Origin of the sequence: Collimonas arenae, assembly GCF_001584165.1 — a bacterium.
In the GTDB taxonomy this organism is placed as follows: domain Bacteria; phylum Pseudomonadota; class Gammaproteobacteria; order Burkholderiales; family Burkholderiaceae_D; genus Collimonas; species Collimonas arenae.
Map to the genome: position 1 here is coordinate 4,148,882 of NZ_CP013233.1, position 22,178 is coordinate 4,171,059.

The following is a 22,178-nucleotide window of genomic DNA, read 5'->3' on the forward strand; positions in this document are numbered from 1 at the left end:
AAATTATCTGTATAGTTTAACAAATGTCTGCTTCAAAAGCGGACTTAAACTGATGCTTATTTTTTATTCTTGCCACTCCTCCAAAAACACTCATCTCCCTCACTTTATAAAACATTCAATTACATCGATTTCTCTACTTCGGTACAGTGAACATCATGATGCACCCCTCATCATGATGCGCACCTTGTTACTGCAATTTCTTGCTCAATCATTCCAAATTTGCCACGCTGCGGTGGCTCTTAAACGTTATTCCGCACTCTATTAGTTTCCCACCTGATCCGACGGAAACCGCAATGACTCTCTGAAAAGATAGCCCATAGGCATGTTCAGCGTAAGATTATTTTTATTCGGTATCGGGCTCAGGAACCACTTGGTGTACAGCTTGTAAATCTCTCCATCGTGAATGATGCGGCCCATTTCACGGTCAACCAGCGCCTTGTATGCCGGGTCGCCTTTCGGCAGCATGATGGCATACGGCTCGGTAGTCAAAGGCTCACCGACGATGGCATAGGCGGCAGGATTCTTGGCTGTGGCTTTCAAGCCATAGAGCAGCACGTCATCCATCACGAACGCGTCGGCAGTCTTGTCTTCCACCATCTTGAACGATTCGTTGTGATCGTGGCCCTCCAGCACAGTCATGTTCAGCGAACGCACCTGACCGCGGTCTTCCAGCGACTTTACACTCGTCGTACCCTTGGTCGTCACCACTTTCTTGTTGCGCAGATCAGGCCAGTTCTTGATCTTGTCGTCAACTCGGACGATCATGCGCGACGATGCCATGAAATGTGCGATAGTGAAATCAACACGCTTGCGGCGTTCCGCATTATTGGTCGTCGAACCGCATTCCAGATCGGCCTTTCCGCTTGCAATCACGTCAATCCGATTGGACGAAGTCACCGGAACATACGCGATATTCAATTGCGGCAGCTTTAGCTGCTGCTTGACCGCATCAGCTATCTTGAGGCACAAGTCGATCGCATAGCCAACCGGTTTTTTGTCCTGATCCAAATAGGAGAATGGGAAAGAAGCCTCCCGATAAGCAAGTGTAATCGTCTTGCTATCACGTATTTTTGCCAATACATCCTCGGCACGGGCAGCTGTCGCCATAACACTGAGCAACAACGCTAACGCCACGCCATAGCCGGAATTGCGCCACACGGCATGATCGGTCCCTTACATTCCCTAGTCACCACATTACTCTCCTGTTAATTTGCGCTACTGATGTCGAAATATCTTTTATGCAATGGACGTGCTTAAACATGCAATATTCAAGCCAGCCAATTTATTTTCTTTTGGCAACTTAATTGTGTCGCCGAATGGAATAATGGCCCGGATTCTACCGGAGCCAGATTGCAAATACGCGCAACTGGCGATGTAGCATGCCAGTTGCGCGTGAGAAAAATATTTCGACTATAACGCAACATCAATCAAGGATACAAACCGCGCATTTCGCGCGCCTGCAGTACGCGGGTACATGCGACGATAAATGCCGCGGTACGGAGCGAGACTTTCTTCTCTTCAGCCAACTGCCATACGGCCGTAAAGGCTTCGCGCATGATCCGGGTAAGACGAAGATTAATTTCATCTTCGGTCCAGAAAAAGCTGGAGAAATCCTGTACCCATTCGAAATAGCTGACCGTCACACCACCGGCGTTGGCGATCACGTCTGGCACGACCAACACACCCTTTTCATGCAGGATGTCATCTGCGGCTGGACTGGTCGGACCGTTCGCGCCTTCGAGAATGATCTTGGCGCGGATCGACGAAGCGTTTTCCACGGTGATTTGCTGCTCCAATGCTGCAGGCACCAAAATATCACAGTCGACTGCCCAAAACTGCGCACGATCGCTGATCTCTTCGCCGCCCTTGAAGCCGGCGACGCTGCCGGTTTCATTGACGTGCGCTTGCAATGCCGCCACGTCCAGGCCGCTGGAACGCACTACTGTGGAAATATGGTCCTGCACCGCCACCACTTTGGCGCCGGCTTCCGAGAACAAACGCGCAGCGATGCCGCCGACGTTACCGAAACCTTGCACCGCAACTTTGGCGCCATGGATATTCAAGCCGCGCTTGGCAGCCGCTTCGCAGCCGACCACAAACACGCCGCGGCCGGTAGCTTCACGCCGTCCCAGGCTACCGCCCAGGGAGATCGGCTTGCCGGTCACCACGCCAGATGCCGTGCTGCCTTGGTTCATGGAATAGGTATCCATCATCCAGGCCATGATCTGTTCGTTGGTGTTGACGTCCGGCGCAGGGATATCCTTGTTCGGTCCGATGATGATGTTGATTTCGCTGGTGTAGCGGCGTGTCATACGCTGCAGCTCGCCTTGCGACAGGGTCTTCGGATCAACCCGAATACCGCCTTTGGCACCGCCGTATGGCACGTTGACTGCCGCGTTCTTGACGGTCATCCAGGCCGACAGGGCCATCACTTCCGACAAGGTCACGTCCTGGTGGAAACGGACGCCGCCCTTGCCTGGACCACGCGAAGTGTTGTGCTGTACGCGATAACCTTCGAAGTGAGCGATGGTACCGTCGTCACGCTCGATTGGCACGTCGACGACCAGGATCCGCTTGGGACGCTTCATCGTCTCGACCCAGCGGGCCAGATTTCCGAGATAGGGAGTTACACGGTCAATTTGTTCGAGATAGTCGCCCCATGGACCAATGCCATGTTGCGTCAGATAGGATGGGACTTCATGCTTGATAGTCATTCTTTGCGCGCTCCTGAGATTGCAGGCCGGCCCCTTTTAAGGAGACTACACCGGGGCTAAATCGGTCTAGTCGCAGATCGTAGGGCAACGACGCAGGGCAAAGCCAATGCTTTGTGCGCATGTAACTATGCATTTTTTGCATTGATATGAATAATACAATCCGGGCGGCAAGAATCTCCCCGGCGGACTCCTGCCGCGGATTGACGGCAATCGAACGATTACGAGATGGGACTCGAAGCGGGATTAGCGGTTTTACGCTTACTGCTCCTGGCCGCAGCTTCCTGCTGTTGCAGCAGATAAGCCCACAACCTGGCCACCACCGGCTTGCCCGGCCTCTGCACCGTCGGACGTTCTCGGTACAAACGGATTTCCATCGTCGCTTCCCACTCCGGCGCATCCTGGTCAACGCTCGCCAACTGCTTCAGCTTGACCTCGCGCGTCACCGCCGACTCCGGCAAAAACGCTACACCATGCCCTTCCAGCGCCATCATTTTCAACCCTTCCGCCATGTCGGTCTCATAGCGTTTTTCCAGGTACAAGGGCTTCTTCGAATCTGCCAGGATCAGCTCAACCATGCGACCGAGGTAGGCATTACTGGTATAGGACAGAAATGGCAACGGCGCGCTGGCGCTGCCGGGGAACAGGTAGTCAGGAACACCGGCCTTGTTGCAATGCGCATAGGCGCGCAGCACTTCGCTGCGAGCGTAATCAAATCGTAGCGACCGGTGTCAAGCTGCACTGGCTGGCGCGGATGGTGGTAGCACAACAGCAGATCACAACCGCCGTCTACCATCGCCATCACCGCATCGTGCACATTCAGCGCCAGCAAGCGCGTGTTGAGGGGGCCGAAGCCCTCTTCCAGCACCCGTATCCAGCGCGGCACATAGGTCAGCGACAAGGTATGCGGCACCGCGAAATCGACCGTGCTCAGCGCCGTAGGCCGCTTGCCGCGCATCAGCGCACGCGCATTGTTGATCTGCCCGAGCATTTCCAAGGCCTGCTCGTAAAACACTTCGCCGGCCGCGGTCAGGCGCGTCGGATATGAGGTGCGATCAATCAGATCGGCGCCTAGCCACGCCTCCAGCGATTGGATCCGGCGTGAGAACGCCGGCTGCGTGACGTGACGCAATTCTGCGGAGCGGCTGAAACTGTGGGTTTCCGCCAATGAGATGAAGTCTTCTAGCCATTTGCTTTCCATCCCGCTATCGTAACGCGAGTCGGGAATTCCAGCATCGAAAATCGGTACGCGCGTTGTGCCGCTACACCATCCGCACCACGTTGTCGGGATAGTCGTCGGCGTCGGATTGCGCCGGCGACGTGCTGCCAATCTCTTCCGGATGCGCCTGCTGGCGCAACCACATTTGCGCGTAAGCGCCGTTTGCCGCCAGCAACTGGGCATGCGTACCACGCTCGACAATCCGGCCGTGATCGAGCACCAATATTTGCGCTGCGTCGGCAATCGTCGACAACCGATGCGCAATCACCAGCGTGGTCCGGTCTTTGGCGATTTCCTTCAGCTGCGCCTGGATTGCTTGCTCCGACTTCGAATCGAGTGCCGAAGTCGCTTCATCAAATATCAGCACCGCAGGATTCTTCAACAAGGTGCGGGCGATGGCGACGCGCTGCTTTTCACCGCCCGACAATTTCAGGCCGCGCTCGCCGACCATCGAATCATAGCCATCCGGCAGCGACTCGATGAAATCGTGAATATGCGCCGCCTTGGCGACAGCGATGATTTCATCCTTGCTGGCGCCAGGCTTGCCGTAGGCGATGTTGTACTCGATGCTGTCATTGAACAGTACGGTATCCTGCGGCACGATGCCGATAGCTTGACGCAGCGAGGCTTGCGTGACATCGCGCAAATCCTGGCCGTCGATAGTGATATGGCCGCTATTGATGTCGTAGAAGCGGAACAGCAAGCGCGACAAGGTCGACTTGCCGGAACCGCTGTGCCCGACCACCGCAGTGGTGGTGCCGGCGGCGATCGTGAAATCGACATCGAACAGAATCTGGCGCTTGCTCTCGTAGCTGAAATCGACATGCGAAAAACGCACTTGGGCACCGCCAGTAAGCAGCGGCCGTGCGCCTTCGGCATCGGCGATTTCGCGGTTCTCATCGAGCAGGTGGAACAGCCGCTCCATATCGGCCAGGCTCTGCTTGATCTCGCGATAAATCACACCGAGGAAATTCAACGGGATATAGAGCTGGATCATGAACGAGTTGACCAGCACCAGGTCACCCAGCGTCATCTTGCCGTCGATCACGCCCTGCGTGGCGCGCCACAGGATCAGCGTTACCGCGATCGCAATGATCAGTGATTGTCCCGTGTTCAGCAGCGACAAGGAAGTCTGCGATTTCACGGCTGCAGTTTCATAGCGCATCAAGCCGTCGTCGTAGCGCCTTGCTTCGTATTCTTCGTTGCCGAAATACTTGACGGTTTCGTAGTTGATCAGCGAATCGACAGCCTTGGTATTGGCGCTCGAATCGAGTGCATTCATGGCGCGGCGGAAATGCGTACGCCACTCGGTCACAGTGACCGTGAATACGATATAGCTGACCAACGCCACCAATGTGATGCCGGCAAACCAGATGTCGTAATGCAGCATCAGATAGCCCAGCACCAGCGAGATTTCAATCAGGGTCGGCAAGATGCTGAACAGCGCGTATGACACCAGCGACGAAATGCCGCGCGTGCCGCGTTCGATATCACGCGTCATGCCGCCGGTCTGGCGATTCAGGTGAAAACGCAGTGACAGCGAATGCAGATGCCGGAACACCTGCAGCGCAATGGTGCGGACGGCGCGCTGGGTAACGCGAGCAAAGACGAACTCACGCAATTCGGTAAACAACGTGGTGCTCAAACGCAGGGCGCCATACGCCACCAGGATACCCAACGGCAAGACCAGCATCGCCTGCGGATGGCTGGCGGTGATGGTCATGCTGTCGACCAGCTTTTTCAACACTAATGGCACGCCAACGTTGGCCAGCTTGGCGCCGAGCATGAACAGCAACGCCAGCGAGACTCGCCACTTGTACGTCCACAGGTAAGGTAGCAGGGTCTTGATGGTGGCCCAGTCGCTGCGTTTGGGCTCGGCCGCCCCGGCAGGAGCAGCGTCCGACGGACCTGAAGAATGGTGGCGCATGAATGACAATCTGAAAGAATGGTTTAAGCTACGAAGGTTAATTGTAGCCCTCGGGGAAAATAAAAGATGACTGACCAAAAAGACAACAAACTGCCGCATGGCGCCGTGCCACAACTGCGCGTAATGCCAATGCCGGCGGATGCCAATATCCACGGCGATGTGTTCGGCGGCTGGATCATGGCACAAGTCGACATCGCCGGCTCGCTGCCGGCCACGCGCCGCGCCAACGGCCGTGTCGCGACGATTGCAGTGAATTCGTTCCTGTTCAAGCAACCGGTATTTGTTGGCGACCTGCTGTCGTTTTATGCCGATATCGTCAAGGTCGGCAATACCTCGATCACGGTCAACGTCGAAGTCTATGCCGAGCGCAACCGGTTGCAGACGGAAATCGTCAAGGTCACCGAAGCGACGCTGACTTATGTCGCTACCGATTCAGATCGCAAGCCACGCCAGTTGCCGCCGCTAGCAAACTGAACACCCCTCTAACGGGCCGCGCCGAGCTCGCTTGAAATGCGGGCCGCCGCGGCTTGCACCACCGCGATCAGCGACTGCATCCGCTTGAGCGGCATATACGGCACGGTGCTGGAGACACTGATCGCAGCCACTATCGCGTGACTGGCATCGTAGATTGGCGCCGCCACGCAGCGTATCGACGGTTCATTGTCTTCCAGATCAAAAGCATAACCACCTTTGGCGTACTGCCGCATCTGGTCGCGAAATTCGCTCCAGCTGCGCTTCGGCAGCCGCCGCGAGGTATCGACGCTGGTAGCCGAACTGCGTTTCTGATACAAGCTTTTCCAATCTTCCTCATCCATGCCCAACATCAAGGCCTTGCCGACGCCGGTGGTCGCAATCGGCATCCGATGGCCGACGCGCGAGCGCATTTCCAAGCCTTTCTTACCTGGTATCTTATCCAGGTACAGCACGTCATCATCATCCTGCAAAGCCAGGTGTATGGTGTCGCCAGACTGCTCCGCCAATTGTTCCAGATAGGGCCGCGCTACCACTGCCAGCGAGACTTCGTCACGCGCCTGGAAGCCCAGCTCGATCAATTTCGGCCCCAGTACATAACCGGCATTCGGCGTAAACCGCAGATAACGCTCCTGCACCAGGCAGCTTGCGAGCCGATGCGTAGTACTGCGCGTGGTTCCAAGCAGTTTTGCGATTTCTTTCAAATCGCGCGCGCCGCCAGCGACTGCCTGCAGCACTGCCAAGCCGCGCGTCAGCGTCTGGGTGCCGCTTGGCGCCGCCGTAGCTTGGTCATCGGTATGTGTACTGGCGGCCTTGGAGTCGAGCGTATCGAGTATTTTGCGCATTGCATGTGCCTGTCAAAAACAATTAAAATCCCACATATTGGGACACGATATCATATATTGACAGAAAATTGCAGCCAGAATAAAGTACGCCACGCTACTTCTGCCCTGCAATTTCGCCGACAATTTTCAAACTGACAAGACTCATGCATCCAGCCTCGCAACAAACGCGCTTGATCGCCCTCGACTGGGGTACCTCATCGCTACGCGCATATCGGCTTGGGACAGGTGGACAAACCCTGGAAATGCGTGCGTTGCCGTGGGGCGTGATGCAATTGCCTGAAACCGTTGCTGGTGCCGGCGAAAAAGACGGTTTCGAGGCGGCCTTCGAGCAGGCTTGTGGCGACTGGCTGCAAGCCGCGCCAGCCACACCGGTGATCGCTGCGGGCATGGTCGGCAGCCGCCAGGGATGGCTTGAAGCTCCCTATTTGTCAGTGCCGATCGCTGTCGCAGACATCGGCGGCAACTTGAGCATCGTCCGCAATCGCCAAGGCCAGTTGATCCACATCGTGCCCGGCCTGATCCAGAATGTGTTGCTGCCGAACGTGATGCGCGGCGAAGAAACCCAGGTTGTCGGCGTCCTCAGTGCACTTGGCAAGCAGGCCACGCTACAGGATGAAATTCTGATCGGCTTGCCCGGTACGCATTCAAAATGGGTGCAGATCCGGCGCACAGACGCACAAGCCGAACTAACGCATTTCGACACCTTCATGACCGGCGAAGTATTTGCCGCGCTCTGCGGGCACACCATCCTCGGCCGCGGGATGCAAACAACGGAAAACGTACATGCCAGCGCCACCGCATTCGAGCGCGGCCTGCGGGTGCCGCAAACCGCCGCCGGCCGTGCCGGCGTACTATCGACCATATTCAGCACGCGCACGCTGGGATTGACTGGCGAACTGGATGGCACCGGCCAGCGCGAGTATCTGTCGGGGCTACTGATCGGCCACGAAATCTCGGCGTTGCAGGATCTGCTGCGACAGCATGAGCGACAGCCGTCGCGCGTCATCCTGGTCGGCGAGTCCGCTTTATGCGAGCGCTATGCAAGCGTGCTGCGCGCCTATGGCTTTGCGCGAACAGACGTCATGGCGCAGGCTACCGAACGTGGCTTGTGGCAGCTTGCGCTGACCGCCGGTTTGCTGAAGACAGTGTGATATACGCCCAATTTCCAGGAACGCACCATGCTAAAAAATGCAATGAAACAATGTGGGCTGATCGCCATCCTGCGCGGCGTCCAGCCACATGAAGTAGCGGCGATAGGCGTCAGGTTGTACGAGGCCGGATTCAGGATCATCGAAGTGCCGCTCAATTCACCCGAACCTTTCAACAGCATCTCCACGCTACGCAACACCCTGCCTGCCGACTGCATGGTCGGCGCCGGTACTGTGCTGACAGTGGATCAGGTTGTCTCCGTCAAACAAGCTGGCGGAGAAATCATCGTGATGCCGCACAGCGACGCCAGTGTGATCGCTGCCGCCAAACAGGCCGGACTGGCATGCGCACCGGGAGTCGCCACAGTAACGGAAGCCTTTGCCGCACTCGCCGCTGGCGCCGATGTGTTGAAAATGTTCCCAGCCGAGCAACTCGGCCCCGCAGTCGTCAAGGCCTGGCGCGCCGTGATTCCGCACGAGGTGGCCTTGCTGCCGGTCGGCGGCGTCACGCCGGACAACCTGGCAACATTCATCAGCGCCGGCGCTTCCGGATTCGGCCTGGGATCGGCGCTGTACAAACCCGGCTTGAGCGCCGAGCAGGTCGGCCATAATGCAAACAAATTCGTCGCCGCCTGGTGTGCGACGCAAGAGAAAAATTAACCGGGTGCGGGCCCGTCCCGACGCCAGCAATGGATTCTAGGAGATAACATTAATGAAAATCACCAAACTGACCACTTTCATCGTACCGCCGCGTTGGTGCTTCCTCAAGATCGAAACCGACGAGGGCGTGGTTGGCTGGGGCGAACCGGTGGTGGAAGGCCGCGTCCATAGTGTGGCGGCGGCGGTCGAAGAGCTGTCCGACTACCTCATCGGCAAGGATCCGCGCCATATCGAAGACCACTGGACAGTGCTGTATCGCGGCGGTTTCTATCGCGGCGGCGCAATCCACATGAGCGCGCTGGCCGGCATCGACCAGGCGTTGTGGGATATCAAGGGTAAAGCGCTCGGCGTATCGGTCAGCCAATTGCTGGGCGGCCCAGTGCGCGACAGCATCCGCGTCTATTCCTGGATCGGCGGCGATCGTCCGGCCGACACCGCGGCTGCGGCCAGGGACGCAGTGGCGCGCGGATTTACTGCGGTGAAGATGAACGGCACAGAAGAATTGCAGTTCGTCGATTCGTATGAAAAGGTCGAGGCGACGCTGGCAAACGTTGACGCAGTGCGCGAAGCGGTCGGCCCGCACATCGGCATCGGCGTTGATTTTCACGGCCGGGTGCACAAGCCGATGGCCAAGATCCTGATCAAGGAACTGGAGCCGTACAAGCTGATGTTCATCGAGGAGCCGGTTCTCAGCGAAAACTATGAAGCGCTGAAGGAACTGGCGCCGCTGACCAGCACGCCAATCGCCCTTGGTGAACGGCTCTACTCGCGCTGGGATTACAAGCGCGTCCTCAGCGAAGGCTATGTCGACATCATTCAGCCCGATGTCTCGCATGCCGGTGGCATCACGGAAACCCGTAAGATCGCCACCATGGCCGAAGCCTACGACGTTGCGGTGGCGCTGCACTGCCCGCTCGGTCCGATCGCACTGGCGGCCTGCCTGCAAGTCGATGCGGTATCGTACAACGCCTTCATCCAAGAGCAAAGCCTGGGCATCCACTACAACGAAAGCAACGACTTGCTCGACTACGTGAAAAATCCCGACGTGTTTGCCTACGACAAAGGCTATGTCACCATTCCGCAAGGGCCAGGACTCGGTATCGAGATCAACGAGGAGTACGTCAAGGAACGCGCCGCCATCGGCCATCGCTGGCGCAATCCGATCTGGCGTCACAAGGATGGCAGTTTCGCTGAATGGTGACCTAGAAAGGTAAAACGCCGATCTGCAGCGCTAAAAAAACAAACCCCGGATGTGCTTGTGGCCCATCCGGGGTTTTTACTTCACAACCGTGGCGTCCGGCATGATGCCACTTCGTTCAAACTATTAAGCCGCCTGCTTTTGCTCAACCGGCTTTTCGTCGCGTAGTTCGCGGCGCAGGATCTTGCCCACATTCGTCTTCGGCAGTTCAGTGCGGAACTCGATATATTTCGGACGCTTGTAACCGGTCAGCTGTTCACGGCAATATGCCATCAGCTGCTCAGCCGTCAATGCCGGATCCTTGCGCACCACGAAAATTTTCACCACTTCGCCGGCATGCTCATCCGGCACGCCGACGCAGGCGCATTCCAGCACGCCAGGATGCTGCACCACCACGCCCTCGACTTCATTCGGATACACATTGAAACCGGATACCAGAATCATATCTTTCTTGCGGTCGACAATTTTGGTGTAGCCACGCTCATCCATGACGCCAATATCGCCCGACTTGAAGAAGCCGTCCGGCGTCATGACTTTTGCCGTTTCATCCGGACGGTTCCAGTAGCCGCTCATCACCTGCGGACCGCGAATCGCGATCTCGCCTGGCTGGCCAAGCGGAACCGGGTTGCCGGCATCGTCCAGGATAGCGATCTCGGTCGATGGCAAAGGCAGGCCGATAGTGCCGCTGTACTCGGTGATGGTGCATGGATTGGCGCAGGCGATCGGTGAGGTTTCGGACAAGCCGTAACCTTCGATGATCGGGCAACCGGTCACTTCCATCCATTTGTCCGCCACCGCCTTTTGCACCGCCATGCCGCCACCGACACAAACGCGGTAACCGGAGAAGTCCAGCTTGGCGAAATCAGGGTGATGCAGGAGCGCGTTATACAGCGTATTAACGGCCGGGAAAGTATTGATCTGGTACTTCGACATTTCCTTGATCAGGCCTGCGATATCGCGTGGATTGGGAATCAACAGGTTCAACGCGCCTTCGCGCATGCCCAGCATGCCGCATACCGTGAGCGCAAAAATATGGTACAGCGGCAGCGCGCAGACAAACGCCAGCTGCTCGACCTTCGGCCCCTTGGCCAGGCCAGGCGACAGCCAGGCTTCCGCCTGCAGCACATTGGCCACCACGTTCCGATGCGACAGCGTCGCGCCCTTGGAAACGCCTGTGGTGCCGCCGGTGTATTGCAGGAAGGCGACGTCGTCTGGCGTCAGTGCAACCGGCTTCAGCTGCATTGACGAAGCTTGCGACAAGACGGTATTGAACGGCACCGAACCCGGTAGGGAAAAACTCGGCACCATCTTCTTGACATGGCGCACCACCAGGTTCACCAGCAAACCTTTGACGCCCATCAGGTCGCCCATGCTGGCCACCACGACATGCTTGATCTTGGTACGCGCGACCACCTGCTGCAAGGTGGTGGCAAAATTCTCAAGGATGAAAATGGCTTCCGCGCCGGAGTCGTTCAACTGGTGCTCAAGCTCGCGCGGCGTGTACAGCGGATTGACGTTGACCACGGTATAGCCGGCGCGCAGGATGGCGGCGATCGCTACCGGATATTGCAACACGTTCGGCATCATGATGGCCACGCGTGCGCCCTTTTGCAGGCCCTTGGCTTGCAGCCAGGCGCCAACTTTGCGCGACAGCTGGTCAACTTCGGCGTAGGTCAGGTACTTACCCATGCAAGCGTAGGCATTGCGCGCCGCGTACTTCTGGAACGCCTCTTCCAGCAACTGCACCAGGGACTGATATTGAGTGTAGTCAATCTCGGTCGACACGCCTTCAGGATACGATTTGAGCCAAAATTTATCCATGTTCTGCCTTTAGTCTCTGCTTGTTATAAATGCATTGTTTTTTTGGCCTGCTCCACTTCGAGAGAGGAAAAACACGCCGATAGGGGGATAGCAACTGGGTCCGCTAAAAAAGCACGGTTGTATTTTTTTGTTCTATCGCGATGCTATCGGGCAAAGCCTCGGCATGCAAGCGTTTTGATGCGTATTTGAGCAATTCTTCGACGCTCACCTTCATGTTGTGATGCAACAAAACCTCGGCGCGCAAGTGGTTAACGCCTTCATCGTCAGGACTCCACTTGACGTGCACCACCGCCACCGCAGGATGTTCGAACAGGATTTCCTCGATCTGCCGTGGGAATACCCGCTGGCCGCCTCGTATCAACATATTACTCTTCCGGTCGATAATCGAAACAAAACCGTCCTCATCAATGCTGGCCACATCGCCAGTGGCGAACCAACCGTCGTGCAAGCGTTCTTTGCTTATTTTTTTGGCAATCAGATTCAAGGCAGTCACGCTGTGCGTTGGCAAGCCAGCGTGCGCGTGATCGTAGCCGGAAAACAGCTGCGGCCCGCGCACCCACAACTCGCCCAGCGTATCTGGCGGCAGATCGGCGTCATTATCCAGATCGACAACTTTCACCTCAGTGTCCGGTAGTGGTACACCGACCACGCCAGGATGCGGCCGCGCCGACAGCGGCATCGCCAACACCGCAGGCGATGCTTCGGTCAGGCCATAGGCTTCGACCAGGCGGCCACGCGTCAGCTTTTCAAACTCTTCGCGGATTTCCTGCGCCAGCGGCGAACCACTGACTGCGCAAACCCGGATCGAAGCCAGGCCGTAACGCCGCACGCCGGCGGTATGTGCCAGTTCGCGCACCATGCGCGGCGTGGTCGGGAAATAGGTCGGGCGCATTTTCCTGACAGTCTTCAGCAGAGGTTCCAGCTCAGCGCCTGGCAACAGGATCAGGGTGGCGCCAAGATAGACGCCAAGATGCAGCAAGCCGGTCAGGCCATAAGCACTCGTCAGCGGTTGCTGCGCCAGGAAGCGCTCATCGCCGGGCCGCGATTCCGGCAGCCAATGGCGCAGTTGCAACGCATTGGCCGCCAGGTTGCGATGCGACAGCGCCACCGGCAGCGGTGTCCTTGTGGTTCCATAGGTGTATACCACCACAGCGATATCGGCAACGTCCTGCGCCACCTCCGGCACATAGTTGTTGCCGCGTCCCAGCACCTGCTTGAACTTCAGATAGCGCCGTTCTTGCCTGCGATGCTGCGAATCCTGGCGGAACCATGGCAGCCAATGTCCTTCCTGGACGTGATGCAGCAACGCAAATTTCAATTTTTCGCGCCAGCCCAGATGATCGATCATTGAGGCGAATATCACGCGCCGCAAGCCGGCTGCGCGCGGGTCGGTCTGCAGTTCATCGCGCAATTCATCGTAGCGGTTGGTGGTGGTGATCAGCACGACCGCTGCGGCATCGACAATCCGGGTCAGCAACACTTCCGGCGATGTCGCAGCATCGCTCAACACGGCAACGGCGCCGGCCTTCAGTACGCCGAAATAGGCGATCACCAGCGACGGCATGTTCGGCAGCGCCAGCAGGACCCGCTCACCGGGCTTGATGCGCATGTTGATCAAGCCGTGCGCGAACCGATTCGCTTGCCGATCCAGTTCACGCCAGTTGATCTTGCCGCCGCCATACGACAATGCCGTAGTCTTGCCAAAACGCCGGGCGGTGCCTTCCAGCAAACGCGGCAACGGCACAGTCGGTAACTTGATGCGATATGGCGTGCGGGAATCGTAGAATTTCAGCCATGGCCGCTCGGCCTCGAGCTGCTTGCGCGCGGCGCGTCGTTCCGCCTTCTGCTGCGCGCGCCGCTCAGCCAGTTGCAGCGGATCGGATTGCATCTGCAGGAAGCGTTCGATGGCGCGATTGACGGCATCCGGCCGCTCCACCATCACCTGATGCGCCGACACCGGCACCACCACTTCTTCCGCGCCGGGAATCAGGCGCGCCACTTCCTTGTAGGCTTCTTCATCGAACAGGATGTCGCGGTGCCCAAGGATCACCAGCGTCGGCACATTGATCGCACGCAGATATTCACGGCCATCCCACGGCAGCAACGCATTTTTATTTTGCAGGTACACCACATGCGACGGCGGATAGATGCGTGCCGCATTGATGCCGAGATAGGGCATGATACGGCGCGCCAGATCGAATATCCGCGGCGGCATGCGCAACAGCATCCGACCCGCCAGACGCAGGCGAAAACGTGCTGCCGACGCAATCACGACCAGTGCCGAAACACGTTCCGGGAAATGCTTGAGGAAGTAAGAAGACAGGGCGCCACCGAATGAATGGCAAACCAGAATGAATTGCGGTGGCAAGTCCAGCTGATCGAGCGCAGCGACGATATCGGCGACCAATTCCGGCACATCGTAATGCGCGCCTTCCGCCTCCGTCGGCGCATCGGTGTAGCCATGCCCGCGCAGATCAAGCGCGATCACCCGGTAATCAATCTGGAATTGCTCCAGCTGGTACTCCCAGTATGCCGCGCGGCCGCCGAAGCCATGGATGAACACCATGGTCGGCTGCTGGTTGCGTGGTCCGCGCCCGTACTCGGGCCCGGCATCGAGCACACTCATTTCCAACGCGCTGTCATAGACCCCATTACGCGCCAGGCGATTGGGCAATTTCAACGTACTGCGATGCAGGTCGGCGTTAAATGTCATTCAGACATTGTAACCAAGGAATTTACATCGGTGCCTTTTTTTGCCAATTCATCCAGTTGACGATGTCTTTCGTCTTTACTGAGTTCCGCCAGTTTGGCGACAGCCGCATAGAATCTGGGGAAGGTCTTTTGTTGTGCCAGCAAAGCGCGGAAACCGGGCACCAGATCGTAATAGGTTGCCACCAGCGCCAGGTGCGCATTCGACAACGGCTCGGCAAACCAGCGATCGAACCCGGTGTACCCGCCCCACTTCAGCTTGAGCTGCTGATAATCTTCCTGCAGTGCCGAAAATATGGCGGCCTTGCGCTGCAGCTTTTGCGCATCGCTGACATCGCTCGCGTAATTGGCTGCTAACTGTTTGCGACACTTCAAGAGCAGCGCCAGGAAATCCTCCTTGCGTCCTTCGAACTGGACATAGGCGTCGCGCATCTTTTGATTGCCGACCGCCTGCAGCCAGCGCTCGACGCCCGCCTGCTCGACCGTTATGGCGAACGACTCATTGAATTGCGTATCGTCCTTGGCGTAAACCGTCTGGTGCGCCAGCTCGTGGAAGATCAAGCGCGCCAGTTCGCCATCGGGATATTTGATGAAAGTCGACAGCAAAGGATCGTTGAACCAGCCGAGCGTCGAGTACGCCGGCACACCGCTGACCTGCACGTCAAAGCCCTGCTCGCGCAAGCCCATGGCAAATTTCTGTGCAGCGGTCTGGTTGAAATAGCCGCGGTAATTGACGCAGCCGGCGATCGGAAAACACCATTGCTTCGGTTCCAACGACAAGGCCGGCGCCGCCACCACATTCCACAGCGCGAATGGCCGCTGCAGATCGGCGTATTCAGTGTAGCTGCGGTTGTCCGGCAGACCCAGTTCGCTGATCGCAAAACGACGCATCTGCTTGGTGCGCGCCAGCTTGGCCTTGAGTCCGGCATCGGCGCCCGGATCGGCTAGCCAGTCGTCAATCGGACGAGCGCGATCAAGCAGCGAAAACTCGCCGTGCGCGGCCTGGCCGTAATAAGCAACCTGCGCACAGCCCGATGCCAGCAAAACGAGGCAAAGAACCAGGCGCAGACGCGTGCTCATGTTTCGGCGCTACTCTCGGCGGGTATTTTTTCCACTTCCACCAACACGTCGTAGAAGGTCGGCGCCCTGCCCATATCGGTCAGCCGCTGGCTAGTCACCTCGTTGGCATTCTTGCCGTCGCTAGCCATTTTTTTCCACCAGATCGACAGGCCAACCACCAGGCCGATGCGCGCCTTATCAGTCACCCTCAGTTTGGCGTTGAAACTGCCGCGGTCGTTGTAGATGCGCACGGTATCGCCGCTGACCACGCCACGTTGCGCGGCATCTGCCGGATGCATGTCGAGATGCGGTTCGCCTTCGGTATCGCGCAGGCTTTTGACATTGACGAAACTGGAGTTGAGGAAATTACGTGCCGGCGGTGAAATCATCGCCAGCGGATATTTGCTGGCCAACTGCGGATTGCTGACACGCGATTCATACGGTGCAATATAAGTCGGCAGCGGATCAAGTCCATCCTTCTGCATCTGTGCGCTGTAAAACTCGCATTTCCCCGACGGCGTCGGGAAGCCGCCATTAGCGAACGGTGCATCGGAGATGTTCAGTTTTTGCCAGCCTTTTTGCTTCAGTGAATCCCAATCAAAATGGACCGCACGCAGGTTGTTGCGGTCGAACGCCTGTGCAGCGATTTCATCATCGCTCTCCCGGAAACAAGCATCGTCGAAGCCCATGCGGGCCGCCAGCAGACGGAAAATTTCCGTGTTCGGCTTGGCTTCGCCGAGCGGCATAATGGCCGCATTGTTGGCCAGCATGTACAAGTGGCCGTAGGCCGAATGGGCGTCGACATGTTCCAGCTGCGTTGTTGCCGGCAGCACGATGTCGGCATAGTCGGCGGTATCGGTCTGGAAATGCTCCAGCACCACGGTGAACAGGTCTTCGCGCGCGAAGCCTTGGGCGACCACGCCGGATTCCGGCGCTATCGCCACCGGATTCGAGTTGTACACGATCAAGGCCTCAATCTTTGGGCCGAACTCAGCGGATGATTCGCGCAGCAAATCGTCGCCGATGGTGCTCATGTTGATGGTGCGCGGCGCCACACCGTTGCGGATCAGGAAATCGGGGCGCTGCAAAGCCTGGTTGTTTTTCGGGAAGCTGTCCGATGACGACAGCTGCACGCCGCCGGCAGCATGGCGCCAGGCGCCGACCAGCGCCGGCAGGCAAGTGATATTGCGCACCGCCATGCCACCGCCGTGCACCCGCTGCAAACCGTAATTGACGCGAATCGCCGCCGCTTCGCCACGCTGCGCTGCGCCGCCATAGGCGCGCGCCAGATCCAACACCTCGTCGGCGCTGATGCCGCACACCTCGGCAGTCTTGTGCGGCGTCCATTCCTGTACACGTTGCTTCAACTGGTCAAAACCCAGCGTGTACTGCGCGATGTAATCATGGTCAAGCAAGTTCTCGGCAATCAGAACATGCATCATGCCCAAGGCCAGCGCCGAGTCTGTGCCCGGCAACAGCGCGATATGCTGATGGCATTTATCCGCCGTCAGCGAGCGGTAAGGATCGATCGCGATCAGCTTGGCGCCGTTGCGCTTGGCTTCCTGCGCGCGCATCCAGAAATGCAGGTTGGAAGCAATCGGATTACCACCCCAGATCAGGATCAGCTTGGCGTTCTGAAACTGCTCCAGATCGGTGCCGATCCGCGCGCCCAAGGTGTATTTGTAACCGGTGCCGCCAGCCGAAGCGCAAATCGTGCGATCCAGCAGCGAAGCGCCGATGCGGTTGAAAAAGCGCATCGACATCGATTCGCCCTGTACCAGTCCCATGGTGCCGGCATAGCTGTAAGGAAGAATCGCTTGCGGATTGCGTGCGGCGATGTCGCCCAGCCGTTCAGCGATGATAGCGATCGCCTCTTCCCAGCTGATCCGCTCGAACTTGCCCTCACCCTTTTTACCGACGCGCTTGAGCGGATGTAGCAGTCGATCCTTGTGATAGGTGCGTTCGGTATAGCGCGAGACCTTGGTGCACAGCACGCCAGCGGTGGTCGGATGGTCGGGATCGCCACGCACCTCGGTGGCGACACCGTCGGTGACCGTCACCAGCAGCGCACAGGTATCGGGACAATCGTGCGGGCAAGCGGCACGAACGGTAGTAGTAGTCATAATGTCATCAAGCCAGGATGCTTCAATACGCTACTGTAGCAAAATCCAGACTGCCCTGATGCATTTAGTCCACCCGGCTTAGTCGCGCAAGCGCATCTCTGGATCCATCAGGCGCAGCATGAACGCTTCGCATTGCGCCAACTGCTCCAGCGCCACGAATTCATTGGGGCGGTGCGCCTGCTCAATGCTGCCCGGGCCGCATATCACGGTCGGGATGCCGGCGCGCTGGAACAGGCCGGCTTCGGTGCCATACGACACCGCCCCATGATTCTTGTTGCGCGCCAACGCGGCGGCCAGCTGCACCACCGCGGCGTCCGGCTGCATGTTCAATCCCGGCGCCGAAGCCAGCCACTCGAAGTCGATCGCCGCATTCGGTTCAACCCGCTGCATTTCCGGCAACAGCGTGGCCGCGAAATCCTGGATTTCCCGATACAGCTTTTCGACATCGACGCCCGGCATGGTGCGCGCTTCGAACTCGAATTTACAATCCTTGGGCACGATGTTGGATGCCAGCCCGCCCTTTATCAAACCGGTCTGCATCGTGGTGTACGGAACGGTGAAACCGTAATCACGGGTTTCCAACTGTGCGAAGCGATCCGCCATCTGCCGGATATAGACAATGATGCGCGCCGCGTATTCGATCGAATTGACACCCATGGTGGTATAGCTGGAATGGGCCTCGCGTCCGCGAATGCAGCAGCGGAAGCGATGCGTACCCTTGTGCGCGATGATCGGCTGCATCGAAGTCGGTTCACCGACAATGCAGCCGGCCGGCTTCAAGCCCAGTTCCTGCAGATCCTTGATCAACCCCTGTACGCCGATACAACCGACTTCCTCGTCGTACGATAGCGCAAAGTGCAAAGGCGCATCCATTTTTGCGGCCAGGAATTGCGGCGCCAGCGCCAGCGCGGTGGCGATATAGCTCTTCATGTCGGCCGAACCGCGGCCATACAACAACCCATCCTTGATGGTCGCCTGGAACGGATCAGTATCCCAGGCCTGGCCGTCGACCGGCACCACGTCGGTATGACCAGACAGGATCAGGCCAGGCTTAGGGCCGTCACCCAACGTCGCAAACAGGTTGGCCTTCTTGCCTGTCGCATCATAGGTCAGACGCGACGACACGCCGAGGCCGGCCAGATAATCGCGCGTCCATTCGATCAATCCCAGGTTGGAATCGCGCGAGACGGTCTGGAACGCGATCAGGCGCTCAATCATCTCCATGACAGCGCCGGATGGCCTCAAATCGGTGTGGGTTGTGCTGCTCATATTGCGGTCCTTATAATGTCCAGGCGTCACTCGACACCTACGCTCCTGCCGCGTCGTTCAGGTGGCAGGCAGAAAAATGTTTAGGGCTGATTTCTTTCAGCTCCGGTTTATCCGTTTTGCAGCGCCCCATCGCATGCGGGCAACGCGGATGGAAATGGCAACCGCTCGGCGGATGCAGCGGCGACGGAATCTCTCCCTTCACCGCGAAGAATTCGGTCCTGCGCACTTCCAGTTTCGGCGCTGAAGCCAGCAGTGCTTGCGTGTAGGGATGGTTGGCGCGGGCAAACACGGTATCGGTCGAGGCCGATTCGACAATCCGGCCCAGGTACATGATAACCACCCGGTCCGACAAATGTCGGACCACGCCCAGATCATGGCTAATGAACAAGTATGTCAAATCAAGTTCGTCGCGCAATTTGATGAACAAGTTCAGCACCTGTGCCTGGATCGACACGTCCAGCGCCGCCACCGCTTCATCACATACCAGGAATTCCGGTTTGACTGCCAGCGCACGGGCAATCCCTACCCGCGCCCGCTGGCCGCCGGAAAACTGATGCGGAAAACGGCGCAGCATGGCACCATCGAGCCCGACTCGTTGCAGCAGGCTTTCCACATATTCGCGCTGGTGTGCGGCATCGACCATGCCATGCACCAGCGGCGCCTCGCCAACGATGTCCTGCACCCGCATGCGCGGATTCAGCGACGCATACGGATCCTGGAAAATCATCTGGATCGCCAGCTGTTTTTTGCGTCTTGCCGCAACGTCCAGCTGCTCCAGCTGTTCGCCTTTCCAATAACGCGCGCCGGCACTCAAACTGTGCAGTCCAACCGCCATCCGCCCCAGCGTCGACTTGCCGCAACCAGATTCGCCAACCAGGCCGACCACCTCGCCGCGTTCAACGCGCAAGCTCACCTCATCAACCGCATGCACCACTTCTTGCTGCATGCCTGCGCCGAATACGTTGGCGATACGCGCCGCATTGTCCAGCGTCTTGACGAAGCGCTTGCTGACTGCCTTCAGCTCAAGCAACGCGGTTGCCGGTGCTGCGTCCACCGCCTCCACAATGTTCTCGTTCATCATCTGACTCATTGCACCGCCTCCGTCACGCGCGCGTGCAAGGGATGATAGCAACGCAACATGCGTTGCTCCACCGCGCGCAGTTCAGGCGTGTGTTCGCACTCGGCGCTGGCATAAGTGCAGCGCGTGCGGAACGCACAGCCCTGCGGCAAATTCAGTAGCGATGGTGTCATGCCGGGAATCTGCTGCAATGGCTGGCCACGCGGATTGCGCGAAGGTGCCGAGGCGATCAAACCATGTGTGTACGGATGGCGCGGCTGCTCCAGCACCTGTTGCACCGTGCCGCTTTCAACGATACGGCCGGCATACATCACCGAAACCGTATCGGCCAATCCGGCCACCACCGACAAATCATGCGTGATCCAGATCAGCGCCGTACCGGACTCGCGGCACAGCTTCTGCATTTCATACAAAATCTGTCCTTGTATCGTCACATCCAGTGCGGTGGTCGGTTCATCGCAGATGATCAGGTCCGGCTTGTTCAGCAAAGCAATCGCAATTGCTACGCGTTGCCGCATGCCGCCGGAAAATTGGTGCGGGTATGCCTCCAACCGCTCGTCGGGCGCCGGAATGCCAACCCGCACTAGCGCTTCGCGCGCCATTTCGTGCGCCACCATCCGGCTGACATCCTGATGCGCCCGCACCGCTTCCACCATTTGCGTATCGATGCGCAAGACCGGGTTCAGGGTCATCATCGGATCCTGGAAAATCATCGCGATCCGGTTACCACGAATCTTGCGCATCGCTTCCGCAGGCAGGCCGCGCAAATCGCTGCCGTGCAGCAGGATTTCACCACCGACGATTTTTCCAGGCGTATCGATCAAGCCCATGATCGAATAACCGGTCATCGATTTTCCCGAGCCGGATTCGCCGACCAATCCCATGATTTCGCCGCGATTGATCGAAAACGATACCTGGTCGACCGCCTTCACCAGTCCCGCTCGGGTGGTGAATTGGGTCTGCAGATTATTGACGACCAGCGTCGCTGTGTTTTGCATGCTCATTCGCTTTCGCACCGTGGCTTCATGTCATTTCTACTGCGTTTGCAAACGCGGGTTGAGAACATCGCGCAGCTGGTCCGCGACCAGGTTGATAGTCACTACCGTCACCAACAAGGCGATGCCAGGGAACACGCTGATCCAGTATTTTCCCGACAGCAGATATTGAAACCCATTGGCAATCAGCAAACCAAGCGAAGGTTCGGTAATCGGTAGGCCGAGGCCGAGAAACGACAAGGTCGCCTCCAGAGAAATCGCTGACGCTACCTGCAGTGCGGCGATCACGATCAACGGCGGCAGGCAGTTCGGCAGCAGATGGCGGAACATGATGCGCAACGGCGACAAGCCCAGCGCTGTAGCGGCTTCGATATATTCCTTCTTACGCTCCACCAGCGCAGCGCTGCGCGTGGTGCGTGCGTAATACGCCCACTGCACAGCCACCAGGGCGATAATGATCTTGTCGACCCCGCGCCCGGTCAGCGCCAATAAAATCAAGGCAATCAGGATCGGCGGAAACGACAGCTGGATATCCGCCACGCGCATGATGAATGCTTCAGTACGGCCGCCGGCATAGCCCGCCAATAATCCCAAGGTCAGGCCGAGCGACAGCGCAATGACGGTACTGACCACGCCGACCATCACCGAGATGCGGATCCCGTACAAGATCGCCGACAGCATGTCGCGGCCCTGATCGTCGGTACCGAGCAGATAGGTCATGCTGCCATCAATCGACGTCTTGCCCGGCTCCAGCCGCGAATCCATCACGTCAAGCTTGGCAAGGTCATACGGATTCTGCGGTGAGATGACCGGTGCAAAGATCGCCGCCAGCACAATCAACACCAGCAAGATGAAACCGACAGTCGCGATCTTGCTATCAAAAAAATTCCCTACGAAACGCTTCCATGGCGTCTCTGCATGATTGAATGCTTGCGTCAATTCCAT

The 22,178-nt window shown here is 58.0% G+C and carries 16 protein-coding genes and 1 pseudogene; 4 read left to right on the forward strand and 13 right to left on the reverse strand.

The window, feature by feature from the left end; translation table 11 throughout:
• Positions 1-261: 261 nt before the first annotated feature.
• The 4 genes and pseudogenes from CAter10_RS19025 to CAter10_RS19040 form a co-directional block, all read right to left on the reverse strand.
• A complete protein-coding gene (locus tag CAter10_RS19025) occupies positions 262-1,107 on the reverse strand; it encodes an amino acid ABC transporter substrate-binding protein (RefSeq protein WP_082797989.1) in 846 nt (281 codons plus the stop codon).
• A gap of 320 nt (positions 1,108-1,427) precedes the next feature.
• Positions 1,428-2,714, reverse strand: coding sequence for a Glu/Leu/Phe/Val family dehydrogenase (locus tag CAter10_RS19030; protein WP_061534655.1), 1,287 nt, complete (start codon positions 2,712-2,714; stop codon positions 1,428-1,430).
• Between the two features lie 218 nt (positions 2,715-2,932).
• A pseudogene (locus CAter10_RS19035) lies at positions 2,933-3,912 on the reverse strand (LysR family transcriptional regulator).
• Between the two features lie 61 nt (positions 3,913-3,973).
• Positions 3,974-5,857 carry an ABCB family ABC transporter ATP-binding protein/permease gene (locus CAter10_RS19040; protein ID WP_061534656.1) on the reverse strand — a complete coding sequence of 628 codons (1,884 nt, stop codon included), beginning with the start codon at positions 5,855-5,857 and terminating at the stop codon, positions 3,974-3,976.
• Positions 5,858-5,923: 66 nt separating this feature from the next.
• Here CAter10_RS19040 and CAter10_RS19045 point away from each other — a divergent pair, with 66 nt between their 5' ends.
• Positions 5,924-6,331, forward strand: coding sequence for an acyl-CoA thioesterase (locus CAter10_RS19045; protein ID WP_061534657.1), 408 nt, complete (start codon positions 5,924-5,926; stop codon positions 6,329-6,331).
• Positions 6,332-6,339: 8 nt separating this feature from the next.
• Here CAter10_RS19045 and CAter10_RS19050 read toward each other — a convergent pair whose 3' ends face one another.
• Positions 6,340-7,173, reverse strand: a complete 834-nt coding sequence (locus tag CAter10_RS19050; RefSeq protein WP_061534658.1) for an IclR family transcriptional regulator — start codon at positions 7,171-7,173, stop codon at positions 6,340-6,342.
• A 143-nt stretch (positions 7,174-7,316) separates the two neighbouring features.
• Here CAter10_RS19050 and CAter10_RS19055 point away from each other — a divergent pair, with 143 nt between their 5' ends.
• From CAter10_RS19055 to dgoD, 3 genes are read left to right on the forward strand one after another with little or no spacing between them, the layout of a single operon-like run.
• Entirely contained in the window at positions 7,317-8,324 is a 1,008-nt protein-coding gene (locus CAter10_RS19055; protein ID WP_061534659.1) for a 2-dehydro-3-deoxygalactonokinase, read from the forward strand.
• A gap of 27 nt (positions 8,325-8,351) precedes the next feature.
• Positions 8,352-8,981, forward strand: coding sequence for a 2-dehydro-3-deoxy-6-phosphogalactonate aldolase (locus CAter10_RS19060; RefSeq protein WP_061534660.1), 630 nt, complete (start codon positions 8,352-8,354; stop codon positions 8,979-8,981).
• Positions 8,982-9,033: 52 nt separating this feature from the next.
• Entirely contained in the window at positions 9,034-10,182 is a 1,149-nt protein-coding gene (dgoD, locus tag CAter10_RS19065) for a galactonate dehydratase (protein WP_061534661.1), read from the forward strand.
• 123 nt (positions 10,183-10,305) lie between these two features.
• On the opposite strand, the gene CAter10_RS19070 is transcribed toward dgoD, so the two are convergent.
• From CAter10_RS19070 to CAter10_RS19105, 8 genes are all read right to left on the reverse strand, one after another.
• Positions 10,306-12,000 carry a long-chain fatty acid--CoA ligase gene (locus tag CAter10_RS19070; RefSeq protein WP_061534662.1) on the reverse strand — a complete coding sequence of 565 codons (1,695 nt, stop codon included), beginning with the start codon at positions 11,998-12,000 and terminating at the stop codon, positions 10,306-10,308.
• Between the two features lie 103 nt (positions 12,001-12,103).
• Positions 12,104-14,713 carry an alpha/beta fold hydrolase gene (locus tag CAter10_RS19075; RefSeq protein ID WP_061534663.1) on the reverse strand — a complete coding sequence of 870 codons (2,610 nt, stop codon included), beginning with the start codon at positions 14,711-14,713 and terminating at the stop codon, positions 12,104-12,106.
• Complete coding sequence (locus CAter10_RS19080; protein ID WP_061534664.1) at positions 14,710-15,789, reverse strand: aminopeptidase; 1,080 nt, start codon at positions 15,787-15,789, stop codon at positions 14,710-14,712. Before CAter10_RS19080 ends, CAter10_RS19075 begins: the two co-directional genes overlap by 4 nt.
• Positions 15,786-17,891 (reverse strand): molybdopterin-containing oxidoreductase family protein, encoded by a 2,106-nt coding sequence (locus CAter10_RS19085; RefSeq protein ID WP_061534665.1) that lies wholly within the window; start codon positions 17,889-17,891, stop codon positions 15,786-15,788. The genes CAter10_RS19080 and CAter10_RS19085 overlap by 4 nt, the downstream gene beginning before the upstream one ends.
• A 78-nt stretch (positions 17,892-17,969) precedes the next feature.
• On the reverse strand, positions 17,970-19,160 hold the full coding sequence (argE, locus tag CAter10_RS19090; protein WP_061534666.1) for an acetylornithine deacetylase: 1,191 nt from the start codon (positions 19,158-19,160) through the stop codon (positions 17,970-17,972).
• 37 nt (positions 19,161-19,197) lie between these two features.
• The gene (locus CAter10_RS19095) at positions 19,198-20,238 is read right to left on the reverse strand and encodes an ABC transporter ATP-binding protein (RefSeq protein WP_417924696.1); all 1,041 of its coding nucleotides are present in this window, start codon (positions 20,236-20,238) and stop codon (positions 19,198-19,200) included.
• An 8-nt stretch (positions 20,239-20,246) separates the two neighbouring features.
• A complete protein-coding gene (locus tag CAter10_RS19100; protein ID WP_061534668.1) occupies positions 20,247-21,242 on the reverse strand; it encodes an ABC transporter ATP-binding protein in 996 nt (331 codons plus the stop codon).
• A gap of 30 nt (positions 21,243-21,272) precedes the next feature.
• Entirely contained in the window at positions 21,273-22,178 is a 906-nt protein-coding gene (locus tag CAter10_RS19105) for an ABC transporter permease (RefSeq protein WP_061534669.1), read from the reverse strand.

Bases quoted from the DNA above. Each gene is read 5' to 3' on its own strand.
- CAter10_RS19025 (WP_082797989.1), bottom strand. From the start codon at position 1,107: ATGGCGACAGCTGCCCGTGCCGAGGATGTATTGGCAAAAATACGTGAT.
- CAter10_RS19030 (WP_061534655.1), bottom strand. From the start codon at position 2,714: ATGACTATCAAGCATGAAGTCCCATCCTATCTGACGCAACATGGCATT.
- CAter10_RS19040 (WP_061534656.1), bottom strand. From the start codon at position 5,857: ATGCGCCACCATTCTTCAGGTCCGTCGGACGCTGCTCCTGCCGGGGCG.
- CAter10_RS19045 (WP_061534657.1), top strand. From the start codon at position 5,924: ATGACTGACCAAAAAGACAACAAACTGCCGCATGGCGCCGTGCCACAA.
- CAter10_RS19050 (WP_061534658.1), bottom strand. From the start codon at position 7,173: ATGCGCAAAATACTCGATACGCTCGACTCCAAGGCCGCCAGTACACAT.
- CAter10_RS19055 (WP_061534659.1), top strand. From the start codon at position 7,317: ATGCATCCAGCCTCGCAACAAACGCGCTTGATCGCCCTCGACTGGGGT.
- CAter10_RS19060 (WP_061534660.1), top strand. From the start codon at position 8,352: ATGCTAAAAAATGCAATGAAACAATGTGGGCTGATCGCCATCCTGCGC.
- dgoD (WP_061534661.1), top strand. From the start codon at position 9,034: ATGAAAATCACCAAACTGACCACTTTCATCGTACCGCCGCGTTGGTGC.
- CAter10_RS19070 (WP_061534662.1), bottom strand. From the start codon at position 12,000: ATGGATAAATTTTGGCTCAAATCGTATCCTGAAGGCGTGTCGACCGAG.
- CAter10_RS19075 (WP_061534663.1), bottom strand. From the start codon at position 14,713: ATGACATTTAACGCCGACCTGCATCGCAGTACGTTGAAATTGCCCAAT.
- CAter10_RS19080 (WP_061534664.1), bottom strand. From the start codon at position 15,789: ATGAGCACGCGTCTGCGCCTGGTTCTTTGCCTCGTTTTGCTGGCATCG.
- CAter10_RS19085 (WP_061534665.1), bottom strand. From the start codon at position 17,891: ATGACTACTACTACCGTTCGTGCCGCTTGCCCGCACGATTGTCCCGAT.
- argE (WP_061534666.1), bottom strand. From the start codon at position 19,160: ATGAGCAGCACAACCCACACCGATTTGAGGCCATCCGGCGCTGTCATG.
- CAter10_RS19095 (WP_417924696.1), bottom strand. From the start codon at position 20,238: ATGAACGAGAACATTGTGGAGGCGGTGGACGCAGCACCGGCAACCGCG.
- CAter10_RS19100 (WP_061534668.1), bottom strand. From the start codon at position 21,242: ATGAGCATGCAAAACACAGCGACGCTGGTCGTCAATAATCTGCAGACC.
- CAter10_RS19105 (WP_061534669.1), bottom strand. From the start codon at position 22,178: ATGGAATTGACGCAAGCATTCAATCATGCAGAGACGCCATGGAAGCGT.